The 13,747-nt window shown below is 59.0% G+C and carries 10 protein-coding genes and 1 tRNA gene; 6 read left to right on the forward strand and 5 right to left on the reverse strand.

Features of this window, described 5'->3' with window-relative positions:
* Positions 1 to 51 precede the first annotated feature (51 nt).
* Entirely contained in the window at positions 52 to 249 is a 198-nt protein-coding gene (locus J7412_RS17930) for a hypothetical protein (protein ID WP_209080002.1), read from the reverse strand.
* A 274-nt stretch (positions 250 to 523) separates the two neighbouring features.
* On the opposite strand from J7412_RS17930, the gene J7412_RS17935 reads away from it, so the two are divergent.
* Positions 524 to 601: transfer RNA gene (locus J7412_RS17935), tRNA-Arg, on the forward strand.
* 121 nt (positions 602 to 722) lie between these two features.
* On the opposite strand, the gene J7412_RS17940 is transcribed toward J7412_RS17935, so the two are convergent.
* Entirely contained in the window at positions 723 to 1,634 is a 912-nt protein-coding gene (locus J7412_RS17940) for a LysR family transcriptional regulator (protein WP_209080004.1), read from the reverse strand.
* Positions 1,635 to 1,838: 204 nt separating this feature from the next.
* On the opposite strand from J7412_RS17940, the gene J7412_RS17945 reads away from it, so the two are divergent.
* From J7412_RS17945 to J7412_RS17955, 3 genes are all read left to right on the forward strand, one after another.
* Positions 1,839 to 3,500 carry a GMC family oxidoreductase N-terminal domain-containing protein gene (locus J7412_RS17945; protein WP_209080006.1) on the forward strand — a complete coding sequence of 554 codons (1,662 nt, stop codon included), beginning with the start codon at positions 1,839 to 1,841 and terminating at the stop codon, positions 3,498 to 3,500.
* A 36-nt stretch (positions 3,501 to 3,536) separates the two neighbouring features.
* The gene (locus J7412_RS17950; protein ID WP_209080008.1) at positions 3,537 to 6,047 is read left to right on the forward strand and encodes a CoA transferase; all 2,511 of its coding nucleotides are present in this window, start codon (positions 3,537 to 3,539) and stop codon (positions 6,045 to 6,047) included.
* Positions 6,048 to 6,167: 120 nt separating this feature from the next.
* On the forward strand, positions 6,168 to 7,808 hold the full coding sequence (locus J7412_RS17955) for a BCCT family transporter (protein WP_209080010.1): 1,641 nt from the start codon (positions 6,168 to 6,170) through the stop codon (positions 7,806 to 7,808).
* 132 nt (positions 7,809 to 7,940) lie between these two features.
* Here J7412_RS17955 and J7412_RS17960 read toward each other — a convergent pair whose 3' ends face one another.
* Positions 7,941 to 10,157 carry an NADP-dependent isocitrate dehydrogenase gene (locus tag J7412_RS17960; protein ID WP_209080012.1) on the reverse strand — a complete coding sequence of 739 codons (2,217 nt, stop codon included), beginning with the start codon at positions 10,155 to 10,157 and terminating at the stop codon, positions 7,941 to 7,943.
* A 187-nt stretch (positions 10,158 to 10,344) separates the two neighbouring features.
* Positions 10,345 to 11,928 carry a glycerol-3-phosphate dehydrogenase gene (glpD, locus tag J7412_RS17965; RefSeq protein ID WP_209080014.1) on the reverse strand — a complete coding sequence of 528 codons (1,584 nt, stop codon included), beginning with the start codon at positions 11,926 to 11,928 and terminating at the stop codon, positions 10,345 to 10,347.
* A 158-nt stretch (positions 11,929 to 12,086) separates the two neighbouring features.
* Between glpD and J7412_RS17970 the strand changes: the two genes are divergently transcribed.
* Together J7412_RS17970 and J7412_RS17975 are read left to right on the forward strand one after the other, a co-directional pair.
* Positions 12,087 to 12,845 (forward strand): DeoR/GlpR family DNA-binding transcription regulator, encoded by a 759-nt coding sequence (locus J7412_RS17970; protein ID WP_209080016.1) that lies wholly within the window; start codon positions 12,087 to 12,089, stop codon positions 12,843 to 12,845.
* Between the two features lie 114 nt (positions 12,846 to 12,959).
* Positions 12,960 to 13,235, forward strand: a complete 276-nt coding sequence (locus J7412_RS17975; protein WP_209080019.1) for a helix-turn-helix transcriptional regulator — start codon at positions 12,960 to 12,962, stop codon at positions 13,233 to 13,235.
* Between the two features lie 30 nt (positions 13,236 to 13,265).
* Here the strand turns inward: J7412_RS17975 and J7412_RS17980 are convergent, their stop codons facing one another.
* Positions 13,266 to 13,724 carry an Lrp/AsnC family transcriptional regulator gene (locus J7412_RS17980; RefSeq protein WP_247742979.1) on the reverse strand — a complete coding sequence of 153 codons (459 nt, stop codon included), beginning with the start codon at positions 13,722 to 13,724 and terminating at the stop codon, positions 13,266 to 13,268.
* Positions 13,725 to 13,747 lie beyond the last annotated feature (23 nt).

Raw genomic sequence — 13,747 nt, forward strand, 5'->3', positions numbered from 1 at the left:
TATGCCGTCATCGTGCGTCCGAAGCCCCGCCCGGCAAAGCTCACCGCCCCCTCAGGGCAGACCGCAGCTTCCGCCACGCATCAGCCAAAGATCCAATCCGCGCCCAAGAAGTTTCAGCACATCGCCGCCGTACCAGGACGGCACGCGCCGCATGATCCCCCGCGCTTCAAGGAAGGCGCTGCAGGTGAGGAATGGGAATGTGTCGCCAGCGGCTTCGGGCCACGCCGCACGGCAAATGCGAGAGGTCAATTGCTGGCATCAGGTGCTCTGCGCCACATCGGCAATGTGGACGCAATGGCAAGAGGCGTTCCCGCGCGCCACTTGAAACACTCCGGCTGCATCATCTCGATAAACGGCGCAAATAGACAGCCTGACAGCGGTTTGCAGTTCATCGCAGCGAGATTTTACCAGCCCATCAAACAGTCACACAGCCCAGCACGCTCGCCGGGCGGCAAATTCACCGGCAAGAGCGCCGCTCCTCTGTTGACATGCCTTCAAGGCCTATCTAATTACCTCCGTTACCGGGCCCTTAGCTCAGCTGGATTAGAGCAGGGAACTTCTAATTCTCAGGTCGGGGGTTCGAGTCCTCCAGGGCTCGCCATTTTTCTCTTTTTCCCTAAGTGCTTACATGCTTGTGCCTTTGGCGTCGCACGCGTGTTTGAACACACCCCACAAAGCCAGCAACCGCCCTTTGTCACTCACGCAGACCTGTGCAAGCAGGCTCACCAAGCCTGCTCTAGCAAGCGCACCGTTTCTGCAATGATCGGGCGGTTTATGTGACGTTCCAGCGTGACAAAACTGAGGCTCGCGGGCACCGAAACGGTCTCACAAATCACCAGACCGAATGTCTGCTTCTGGTGCAGAGCAATTGAGTCACGGCACAAACTCAACCCGATACCGGATCTCACCATCTCCAGCATTGACGCCTCCTGATCCACCTGCGCCACAACATTTTGGGTGCAGCCGTGCTCCTTTAACACACGTTGCAAAAGGCGATGATGCACCGACAGCTCCGGTGTGCCGATCCAAGGCAAGTTGGCAAGCTGTTTCCAGTCCGCATGTTCCGCCTGCGCCCCCCAGCCAGCTGGCGCAATGACCCGATAGTTGAAGTCCGCGAGATGTACCGCGTGGATCGGGTTTTCGGTATCTGGAGTGGTGCTTGGAACATCACCGGGGCCGCTCAGATAAAACCCGGCGTCAATCTGTCCGCGGCTGAGCCACGAGAGAATATTTCCGCTCACTCCGTGCAGCAGATGCGTCTCGATGGCTGCATGCTCGCGCCGCAAGATCGCCAGCAAGCGTCCAAGGCGGATAAACTCGGGATCAACGATCGTGCCCAGTCGCAAGGTGCCACTGATCTGACCGGACCGGCGCCGGGCGCTCCGGCGGAATTCGCTCATGGCCTCCAGCACATTCTCGGCCTTTGCCAGAATCGCTGCTCCATCGGGTGTGAGTTGCAGACCGGTTGTGGTGCGGGTGAAGAGGGTCAAACCGGTTTCCTCTGCAAGTCGCCTGATCTGATGGCTGATCGCTGGCTGGGTGAGATTGAGCACATCCGCCGCACGGGACACACTGCCTTCACGCGCCACGGTAACAAAGGCCAAGAGATTGTTAAGGTTCGAGAATCTGTCCATATAAAAATTCTTAATATAGCTCTGAGGTATTTGTCATTAGCTTCCCGCCGCTGAATGTCGAATACCTATGCATCAATTGCGTTTCGGGGAGGAAATGCCGATCAGTCTTTTGAACACAGCCTAATGGCGCGCTGTGTCAGGCGTTTCGCACTTCTCTCCCTCTGTAATCACGAACTGAGCGACCCGGTGGCAGAAGGATCAGACATGGCGGATCAAGCAAACGAATTTGACTACATCGTCGTCGGCGCGGGCTCTGCTGGCTGTTTGCTGGCCAATCGCCTGAGCGCGGATCCTGCAAATCGCGTGCTTTTGCTGGAAGCGGGCAAGGCTGACACTTACCCGTGGATCCATATTCCTGTGGGCTATCTTTACTGCATCGGCAATCCCCGCGCTGACTGGCTCTATAAAACGCAGCCTGACAAAGGGCTGAACGGCCGCAGCCTGCTCTATCCGCGTGGCAAAACCCTGGGCGGCTGCTCCTCAATCAACGGCATGATCTACATGCGCGGGCAAGCGCGCGACTATGACAACTGGGCTGCGTTGACCGGCGAAGCAGAATGGAACTGGGAAAATTCTCTGGAGTCCTTCAAATCTCATGAGGACCACTACAAACTGGATGATGGCGCTGACCCCAAAACCGGAGACAACAGCCGCTTCTCGGATATGCATGGCCACGGTGGTGAGTGGCGGATTGAGAAGCAGCGCCTGAACTGGGAGGTGCTGGACAGCTTTGCGGATGCCGCAGAGGAGACCGGCGTCCAGAAAACCGATGATTTCAACAGCGGCGACAATGCTGGCGTTGGCTATTTTGACGTCAACCAGCGCTCAGGCTGGCGCTGGAACACTTCCAAAGCCTTCCTGCGTCCCGCCAAAGCGCGCCCCAATCTGACAGTCTGGACCGAAGCGCAGGCGGAAAAGCTGCTGTTTGATAAAGAAGGCGACCTGCGTTGTTCTGGGGTGCGTGTGAACCGCGCCGGTCAATCCGTTGAGGCCTTCGCGCGCAAAGAGGTGGTGCTGTCTGCTGGCGCGATCAACTCTCCGCAAATCCTTCAACTGTCGGGCATTGGTCCTGCGGACCTTCTGAAAAAGCACGGCATCGATGTGGTGATGGACCAGCCCTATGTTGGGGAAAACCTGCAGGATCACCTCCAGATCCGTGCGGTCTTCAAGGTGAAGGGCACCCAGACCCTGAATACACTGGCCAACTCGCTGCTGGGCAAGGCCAAGATCGGGCTTGAGTATGTGTTCAAACGGTCCGGCCCCATGAGCATGTCACCGAGCCAACTGGGGGCTTTCACCCGCTCTGATCCGGGCCGCACGCATGCCAATCTGGAATACCACGTACAGCCGCTGAGCCTTGAGGCCTTTGGCGAGGATCTGCATGATTTCCCGGCCATGACCGTGAGTGTTTGCAACCTCAACCCCACCAGTCGTGGCCATGTGCGCATTGCTTCCGGCAACTTCCGTGACGCGCCAGAGATCACACCAAATTATCTGGATACCGAAGACGATCGCAAAGTGGCGGCCGACAGCCTGCGTCAGGTGCGCGAGATCATGGCGCAGCCTGCGATGCGCAAATATGCGCCAGAAGAGTTTAAGCCGGGCACACAGTACCAAAGTGATGAAGAGCTGGCGCGCCTTGCCGGAGACATCGCAAGCACCATCTTCCACCCCGTTGGCACCGTAAAGATGGGCAGCGATGATGATGCCACCGCCGTCTTGGATCCGCATCTGCGCATGCGCGGGGTGAGCGGCTTGCGGGTGGTGGATGCCTCGATAATGCCGGAAATCACCAGCGGCAACACCAACTCTCCGACCATCATGATTGCCGAGAAAGCCGCTGGCTGGATCCTGAACGGTCAATAACCGCGCAACTCAAATTCCTGAACGATCGGAGGACACATGCGTCATTCGTTTTCCAACCTGCCGTTGACCGGCGTGAAAGTCGTGGACTTCGGCCAGTATATCGCCGGCCCTGCCGTTGCGATGCTGCTCGGGGATTTGGGGGCAACGGTTGTGCACATCGACCCGCCCGAAGGCGCTATGTGGGACAGCCCGGCCAACGCCATGCTGAACCGCAATAAGGTCATCGTAAATCTCGATCTGAAAACCCCAGAAGGTCTTGAGCAGGCGCTTGCGCTATGTGCGGAGGCCGACATTCTCATCGAGAATTTCCGCCCGGGAAAACTGTCCAAGCTGGGCATCGATTTCGCCGCTATGCGCAATGACCGTCCAGAGTTGATCACCCTCAGCATTCCGGGTTTCGCCTCTGATGACGAAGAGCGCCGCGAGCTGCGCGCTTTTGAGAGCATCGTGGCCGCAAGTTCCGGTGTCTTCACCGACATGGGTCTGAACCGCGTGCTCATGGGCCTCAACCCGTCCTTCTCCCCATTGCCGCTATCTTCTGCCTATGCTTCCCAGATTGCCGCCTCGGCCACCGTGCTGGCGCTGCAAGCGCGTCAATTGACCGGGCAGGGGGACGCCATCGAGGTGCCTCTGGCTGCCGCAGTGATGGAGGGGCTTTGTTATAACTCCATCCACGTTTCTGACATGCCCCAGCGCTATCTAACCCAGCGCGAGGTAGAGATCGAGCGTCGTCGGATCGAAGGCCTGCCGATGAACGTCAGCTACGAGGATCTCCAGGAGCTTTTGGACCCGTTCTTCCGCAGCTACATGTGTAAAGACGGCCGGATGTTCTATGTGGTCTGCCCCAGCCACAAAAACCACGCGCGCCGCTGCCTGGAAGTGCTGGGGATCTACGACGAACTGGTTGAAGAGGGCCTGACCTCCGAAGAAGACACCTACAAGCCGTGGTCGGAGTGGGAACACAACACCTCGCTAGGCGTCTACCCCATGCCGAAGGACTGGGCCGACAAGATCGCTGCGCGCATGAAGGAGGTGTTTATGACCCGCACCTCCCATGAGTGGAAGAAGATGTTTGGCCGCGGCATGATCCCGGGCGCGCCGCAAAGGTGGCTCCAGGAGTGGATTCACGACGAATATGCCGAGACCTCCGGGCTGATGATTGACGTTTGGGATCCGGTCTACGGTGACATGACACAACCTGGGCCAGTGGTGTGGCTTGAGGAAAGCGGCGAAGAGGCGCTGAAGCCGGAACCACGTCGCTGGGCCGAATTTGACGAAGCTCTGAAAATTCTCAAAAAGCACCGCACTGAATTGCCGGAGCCCGCTGAAGCGGAAAACCGCGAAGGCTGGCTGTCTGGCGTACGGGTCCTCGATCTATGCAATGTGATCGCAGGGCCTCACTCTGCCAGCTATCTGGCACGCTTTGGCGCTGAGGTGATCAAACTGGATCCGGCAGAGCCGATGTATGACAGCTGGAACACCGTGATCTACGGCATGTCGCAGATGCGCGGCAAAAGCTCCATTCTGGCAGATATCACCTCGCGCCATGGCCGACAGGTCTTTGAAGATCTGGTGAAAACTGTTGACGTGATCGTCTGGAATGCGCCGGACAATCAGATCCGTAAAATGGGGCTTGATGCCGACAATCTGCGCAAGCTCAATCCGGATGCGATCTTTTGTAAACTGGATTGTTTCAGCGGCGTGCGGCGGGGAACGCGGACTGACTATATCGGTTATGACGATCTGGTGCAGGCTGCGACCGGCATCATGCTGCGCTTTGGCGGGGCCATGGATCGCCCTGAAGAGCACGCCCATGTTGGCACCATCGATGTCATGTGCGGGTTTGGTGGAGCGTTGAGTGTCGCTGCGGCGCTCTATCAAAAGCATCGCTTCGGTCGCATTGGCCGGGGCCGCACCTCTCTGACGGCCAACAGTGGCTTGCTTCAGGCGCCCTTTGCCTTTGACTTTAAGGGGCGCGGTTTGTTCGACGAGCCTTCCGGCCCTGAGGCCAACGGGTACGATGCTCTGACCCGCTTCTACTATACCGCGTCAGGTCGCTACATTCTGCTGAGTGCCTATGAGAGCGATCTGCCGCGTTTTGCGCAGGTTGAAGGGTTGGAAGAGTTGCCAAACCTGCCCGAGGAAGAGCGCGCGGCCTATCTGTCTCAGGCGTTCCAACTGCAGCCCGCCTCTGAGTGGGTGGCCCGTTTGCGCGCCGCGGATCTCGCGGCCACGATCTGTGAAAACCTCGAAGCCCTGCGCGCGCTGAACACACGTGAAAGCGACGGTCTGCCGGGGATCGACAAAGGCAGCTATTCTTTCTCGGTCTACCCCGATCATCCAAGCGGCCACGAGGTGACACAACTTGATCCCTACGCCGTGCGTCCAGCGCAAAGCAAGGTCTATGCGCTGGACCCAGCGGAGAAGTTTGGCACTTCCACGCGCGCGATTCTGCGCGACCTTGGCTATGCGGAGAAAGCCATTGAACAGATGATCGCCAGCGGCGATATCAGCACATCATGGGCTGACGAGTATCTTCCAAGTTAATCCAACACACCGCCCCTGCTCGCAGGGGCGGTTTTTTGTGAGTGCGCCGCCATTTGGCTGGGCACTCCGAAACCGGAACATCCCTCAAGGATGTGAATTCTTGCGCCAAAAGGAGGAGTTATGGCCAAAGAACCCCCAATGATGGATCTGTCGATCCCAACGGCTGAAACGGGCTTTTATGCCGGCTTCAGCAAAACCGTAGCGATATCTTCCAAAATCCTGGTCAGTGCGCTGATCGTTTGGGCGATTTCTGTACCAGAAAACGCCGCCGCTGTTCTGGGCGCGATGAACGGCTTTCTTCTGAAGAATTTCGCCAGCTGGTACATCTATGCTGCGGCTTTCTTCACCATTGTTTGTGCGGCGCTGGCAGTGGTTCCCGCCACAGGCAGGCTGCAGCTTGGCCAGGCCGGAGATACACCTGAGTTTTCCAACTTCTCCTGGTTCTCGATGATGTTTGGTGCCGGGATCGGTATCGGGATGCTGACCTTTGCCACCGCAGAGCCGATGTATCACTTCGCGACCAATCCCAGCGTGATTATGGGGGAAACCACGGCATCCGGCGCGGACAACGTGACCTCTGCCTATGTTTGGTCGTTCATGCACTGGGGCTTTGTCGCATGGGCGTGTTATGCGTTGGTGGGGCTGTCGCTTGCTTACTTCTCCTATCGCCGCAACCTGCCGCTGACCATTCGTTCCGGCCTGGCGCCGCTGTTTGGGGAACGTCTGTCAGGCGGCATCGGCCACGTTGTTGACGTTGTTGCCGTTGTGGCAACCATTCTTGGTGTGGCACAAACGCTTGGCTTTGGTGTGGAACAATTCGTTTCAGGCCTGACCCGTATCGGTCTGGGCGATTGGCTGGTCAATGAGGCGGGCAAGCCGTCGACCGCTGGGATTGTCGTCTCGCTGGCCGTCATCATGGGCGCGTCAACCCTGTCCGCGCTGTCAGGCGTTGGCAAAGGCATCAAATGGCTGTCGAACCTGAACATGGGTCTTAGCTTCTTCCTACTGGCCTTCTTCCTGCTCTTCGGTTCGACCTTCTTTGGTCTCAGCGCGTTGGTGAATGGCTTCTTTGCTTATGTCACCCAACTGCCGGCCCTTCTGTTCACTGTTTGGAGCCCGGATGGTACCGAGACGGGTGACGCGCTGGCAGGCTGGCAAGGTGGCTGGTCCGTGTTCTACTGGGCTTGGTGGATCGCATTTGCCCCCTTTGTTGGTGTGTTCCTGGCGCGTATCTCGCGTGGCCGCAGCCTGCGTGAGTACATCGTTGGTGCCATTCTGGTGCCTTCGTTGATGTGCTTCATCTGGTTCACCGTTGTTGGCGGTACCGCTATCGACCTGACGCTGAACGGTGGCGTGGGCGACGCAATCTCGGGCGCAGGTCAGTCAAACCAGCTGTTCGTGATGCTGGATCTGCTGCTGTCCCCGGCACTGGGTTGGATCATGGCTGTTATCGTTGTTGTTCTGCTGCTGACCTATCTGGTCACCACGGCAGACTCTGCGGTTCTGATCGTGAACACCATCAACGCAGCCGGCGACGAGAGCCCTCGTGGCCGTCCGCACATCATCTTCTGGGGTCTGGCACTGAGCTTTGTTGTCGGCGGCCTGCTGATGGTTGGTGGCCTTGGCGCTATTCAAACCGCCATGGTGATCGGCGCGCTGCCTTTCAGCTTCGTGATGGTTCTGATGGGCTTGGCTCTGATCAAAGCGGTTATCCGTGACGGCGTGCGTGAAAAGAACGGCGTTCAATCCGTACACCAGTAACTGCAGCTATCGGTCGAGGGCGGTCATCTGCCCTCGGCAACATCTTTGCAATGCGACGGGCAGTTCCGTCTGACGCATTAAAAAAGCCGCCCAGAAATGGGCGGCTTTCTTGTTTTTCACGGCGTGGCGACCTTAGTCGATGATCGCGTTCAGTGTCGCGCTTGGGCGCATCACTTTCGCTTTCAGCTCCACAGACGGACGGTAGTAGCCGCCGATGTCTGCTGCTGGGCCTTGCGCCGCTGCGAACTCCGCCAGAATGGCCTCTTCGCCTTCTGCCAGGGCTTTGGCCACACCTGCGAACTCTGCCGCCAGATCGGCATCGTCAGACTGTGCTGCCAGCGCTTCGGCCCAGTAGCGGGCGAACCAGTAGTGGCTGTCGCGGTTGTCAGGCTGACCGACTTTGCGGGAAGGCGAGCGGTTGTCGTCCAGAATGCCCTGAGTTGCGGCTTCTGCGGCCACACCCAGAACACCGGCTTTGGCGTTGCCTTTGACGTCCGCGAGGAAGTTCAGGCTTTCACCCAGCGCACAGAACTCACCCATGGAGTCCCAGCGCAGGTGGTTTTCCTCAACCAGCTGCTGCACGTGCTTTGGTGCAGAGCCGCCCGCGCCGGTTTCAAACAGACCGCCGCCCTGCATCAGCTTCACGATGGAGAGCATTTTGGCGGAGGTGCCAAGCTCAAGGATCGGGAAGAGGTCGGTCAGGTAGTCGCGCAGCACGTTGCCGGTGATGGCGATGCTGTCGTTGCCCGCGGTGATGGTTTTCAGGGACTGAGCCGTTGCTTCGCGTGGCGCAAGGATCTGGAACAGGTCCGCTTTGCCCGCCGCTTCCAGCGCAGGTTTCACGTATTTGATCAGCTCTGCGTCGTGCGCGCGGTTTGCGTCCAGCCAGAAGATCGCCTCGGAACCGGTCAGGCGCTGACGGTCCAGTGCCAGCTCGATCCAGTTCTCGATCGGCGCTTTTTTCACGGTGCAGGAGCGCCAGATGTCGCCTGCTTCAACGTCGTGGCTGTGCAGGGTTTCACCGTTTGCCAGAACAACACGGATGGTGCCGTCTGCCGGGGCTTCAAAGGTGGTTGGGTGGGAGCCGTATTCTTCCGCCTTCTGCGCCATGAGGCCCACGTTGGCCACAGAACCTGCGGTGGTCACGTCCAGCGCGCCATTGGCTTTGAAGAAGTTCACGGTCTCATCGTAAACGGATGCGTAGCAGCGATCTGGGATCACACAGTTGGTGTCACCCTTGTTGCCAGCCTCATCCCAGCCTTTGCCGCCTGCGCGGATCACGGCAGGCATGGAGGCGTCGATGATCACATCGGACGGCACGTGCAGGTTGGTGATGCCTTTGTCGCTGTCCACCATATACATGGACGGACGCTCCAGCGCGGCGATCTCGGCTTTTATCGCCTCGGCATTGTCCAGCGTGTCGATGGCTGCCAGAACCGCACCCAGACCGGAGTTCGGGGAGCCGCCCGCCGCTGCGATTGCCTCGCCATGCGCATCCCAAACCGGGCCAAGCCATGCTTTGACCGCGTGGCCGAAGATGATCGGGTCAGAGACCTTCATCATGGTGGCTTTCATGTGCAGGGAGAACATGGTGCCGTCGGCTTTGGTGTCCTCAATCGCGTCAGCAAGGAACGCACCCAGTGCTTTGGCGGACATAAAGGTCGCGTCAGCCACGGTGCCTTCTTCCAGCGGCCAGCCGTCTTTCAGAACGGTCACGGCGCCGTCTTTGGCGACAAATTCGATTTTCGCGTCACCCGCCTGATCGGCGGAGATGGTCGCGGAAACTTCGTTTGCGTAGAAGTCGTTGCCCGGCATGGAGGAGACTTTGGTTTTGCTGTCAGACGCCCAGGCACCCATAGAGTGCGGGTTGTTCTGTGCAAAGTTCTTCACTGCGCGTGCGGAGCGGCGGTCGGAGTTGCCTTCACGCAGCACAGGGTTCACAGCGGAGCCTTTGATGCCGTCATACCGCGCGCGGATGGCTTTTTCTTCGTCAGACTGCGGATCTTCCGGGTAGGCCGGGATGTTATAACCCTGCGCCTGCAGCTCTTCGATGGCCGCAACCAGCTGAGGCACGGAGGCGGAGATGTTTGGCAGCTTGATGACGTTGGCATCAGGTGTCTTCACCAGCTCGCCAAGTGCGGCCAGATCGTCAGACTGGCGCTGATCGTCGGTCAGGTTTTCCGGAAAGGTTGCGATGATGCGGCCCGCCAGCGAAATGTCGGGTGTGCCCACGGTGATGCCAGCGGCAGACACGAACTTGCGGATGATCGGCAGGAAGGAGGCAGATGCCAGCTCCGGCGCTTCGTCTACAATTGTATACAGAATGTCTGGTGTCTTGTTATCAGCCATATTTATCACAACCTTTTTTAAGTCAGGGGTGTCTCTAGATTTGCGGGTTCTGGGCAGAATGCCCGAAGTAATCCGTGTGGTCCTTCCGCCATCGAGTGCTTTTGGCGGCAGCTAAAAGCCCGCACGACGGCATCGTGCGGGCTCCGTATAGGCCGCATGCGGCCAAAGATCAATTCCGCGATCTCTCTCAGGCGGAGGCTTTTTGCCGCGCAGCCTGCATATGGGCGTTGAGCGCCTCAATTTGTGCCTCCGAGAGCCGCAGGCCGAGCTTTGAGCGCCGCCAGACCACATCCTCAGCTGCCCGCGCATATTCCTTCTCCATCAGCCAGCGCACTTCGGTCTCTGTCAGGGTTGCGCCAAAATCGATCCCCAGATCCGCCGCCTCTTTGGCGTCGCCCAGCATGGTCTCGGCCTCGGTGCCATAAGCGCGGATCAGGCGTTTGGCCCAAGCCGGTGTCAGGAACGGATAGCGCCTTTGCAGCGCGGCAATCTTGCCGTCCACCTCATGCACCTGAAAATCGCCTCCGGGCATCGCCACGCCTGCTGTCCACGGGGCTTTGGCCTCTGGGAAGAACGGCACAATCTTGGCCATCGCCGCCTCAGCCAGCTTGCGATAGGTGGTGATCTTACCGCCAAACACATTGAGCACCGGCGCGCCGTTGTCATCAAGCTTCAGCACATAGTCGCGGGTCGCCGCGGTCGCGGAGGAGGCGCCATCATCATAGAGCGGGCGCACACCGGAATAGCGCCAGACAATGTCCTCCATCGTCACCGGCTTCTCAAAGTAATTTGAGGCGAAATCACACAGATACTGCGCTTCTTCATCGGTGCAGGTCGGGGCTTCATCGGCGTTGGTGTGCTCCTGATCGGTGGTCCCGATCAGCGTGAAATCTTCCTGATAAGGAATGGCAAAGATGATCCGGCCGTCCTCACCCTGGAAGAAATAGCAGCGGTCATGATCAAACAGGCGCTTGGTCACGATGTGGGAGCCGCGCACCAGACGCACGCCCGCAGAGGAGTTCTGTTTCAGCACACCTTGAATGACATCAGCCACCCACGGGCCACCCGCATTCACCAGCGCTTTGGCGCGGGCCGTGCGGCGGGCGCCGGTCTCCACATCTTCCATCTCGATCTGCCACACACCATCGGTGCGCGCGGCAGAGAGCACCTTGGTGCGGGTGTGGATCGTCGCGCCGCGTGCTTCGGCATCACGCGCGTTCAGAACCACCAGACGGCTGTCCTCGACCCAGCAATCGGAATATTCAAACGCTTTGGCAAATTTGCCCTTTAGCGGCCTGCCCGCCTCGTCCGACTTCAGGTCCACCGTGCGGGTGCCGGGCAGAATTTTGCGCCCCCCCAGGTTGTCATACATAAAGAGGCCCAAACGGATCAGCCAGCTGGGGCGGCGGCCCTTCATCCATGGCATGACCAGCGACAGGATGCGCGATGTCGGTGTGTCGTTGTCAAACCGCATGTCCTTATGCATCGGCAGCACAAAACGCATCGGCCAGCTGATATGCGGCATCGCGCGCAGCAGGGTCTCCCGCTCAATCAGCGCCTCACGCACCAGACGCACCTCAAAATACTCGAGATAACGCAGCCCGCCGTGAAACAGTTTGGTGGAGGCCGAAGAGGTCGCCCAGGCCAGATCGTTCATTTCTGCCAGTTCCACAGAGAGGCCGCGGCCCACCGCATCCCGCGCGATGCCGCACCCGTTGATGCCGCCCCCGATCACAAAGAGATCTACGGTGCTGTCTGCCTGCGCTGTCATGGGATTCCCTTTCGCGGAACGCTTACGAACATTTTCGCGCATCTTCGAACATTTTCGCATCTGAGAGTCAAGAAAAACCACCTCTGCCACGTAGGTTTTCATTGTAAATTCACAAAAACCCTGCCACGGCTGAAATCGCAAAACGAAGATAACCGAACATGCACAGCAGTTTCCGAGACCGTGAAATCCTCGAAATCGCCCGCACAGAGGGCAAAGTGACCGTCGAAGGGCTGGCCGCGCATTTTGACGTGACGGTGCAGACCATCCGCCGCGATCTCACTCAGCTCGCCAATGCTGGTCGGCTTGAACGCGTGCATGGCGGCGCGGTTCTGCCCTCAGGCGTGCGCAACATCGCCTATGAAGAGCGCAGCCGTGTGAATGCGGACGCCAAAGTCGCCATGGCACAGGCCTGCGCGGCGGAAATCCACAATGGCTCTGCGCTCTTCATCAACATCGGCACCAGCACCGAGGCGCTGGCCCGCGCGCTTCTGGGTCATGACGGCTTGCTGGTGGTCACCAACAACCTCAATGTGGCGCAGATTCTGTCCGGTAACGAACGTTGTGACGTCCTGCTGACCGGCGGCAAACCTCGCCCCGAAGATGGCGGGCTTGTTGGCCCCATCGCGGAGCGTATGGTGCGTGATTTTGCCTTCGATTACGCCATTCTTGGCTGCTCTGCGATTTCCGCAGACGGCGCGGCCTATGATTTTGCCATGGATGAAATCGCGGTGTCACAGGCCGCGCATCTCGGCGCACGCGAGACCTGGCTTTTGGCCGATCACAGCAAATTCCAGCGCAACGCCCCCGCGCGGATCTTGGATTTTGCCGAAGTAGACCGCCTGTTCACCGACGCGCTGCCCGAGGCGCTACAGGCCATCTGCGCAGAGAAAACCATCCGCGTGCAGGAAAGCGGCTAGGCTGGCAGACAGCAGTGTCTGGCGAAGGTGCGCGAGAGGCCATCAGACCCGCTTGGCATTCGGTCTGCGCGGGCCTATGTAACACTATCACACTTTTTGCAGACAGGTGCCCCCGTGACCGAGCTCACCATTGATCCTCAGCGTTTGAAATCCGTGCGCAAGGCGCGCAAGCTCGGGCGACCCAAGCTTGCCAAACTTACCAGCCTCACAGAGCGTCAATTGACCAAGCTTGAAACCGCCTCCAAAGGTGCGGCTCTGCCAGAGACGACGGTCATCCGCATCGCTGGCGCGCTTGGCATTCCTGCGCTCGCGCTCACCGGTGAGTTGCCGTTGATCGAGGATGATCTTCAACCGGCGGCCAAAACCTCCTCCTGCAGCTGCTGCAGCTAGGTTTGTCTCGGGCCGTGTCTGCCAGCGGCCCTAAACCGGCACCTGCAGCCCGGCTTTGACCCGGTCAATCACCACATTGCTGTGAAACCGGCGAATGTTCGGGTTATCGTTGAACACCCGGCGACTGAACTCCTCATAGGCTGTCATATCCGGCGCGGTGACGACAAGAATGAAATCCGCCTGCCCGGTGACGTAGTAACACTGCTGCACATCATCCAGCTGCAGCATCGAGCGGCGGAATTCATCCAAAAGATCCGTGCGTTCCCGCTCCATTTCGACCTCCACAATGAAGGTCATGGGCCGCCCCACGGCCTTGGCGGACACCACCGAAATATCCGCTTCAATCACGCCAATCTCCCGCAACCGCGTGACCCGCCGCTGCACGGCGGAGCGTGAGACCCCCGCGATCTCTCCCAGCTCATCTGCGGTCAGCCGGTTGTTCTTTTGCAGCGCGGTCAGCAGCCGCCGGTCCGTGTCATCCAAAGTCATAGCCAATTTGATCGCTCATGTTT

This window comes from Shimia sp. R9_3 (assembly GCF_017743755.1).
Classification (GTDB): Bacteria; Pseudomonadota; Alphaproteobacteria; order Rhodobacterales; family Rhodobacteraceae; genus Shimia.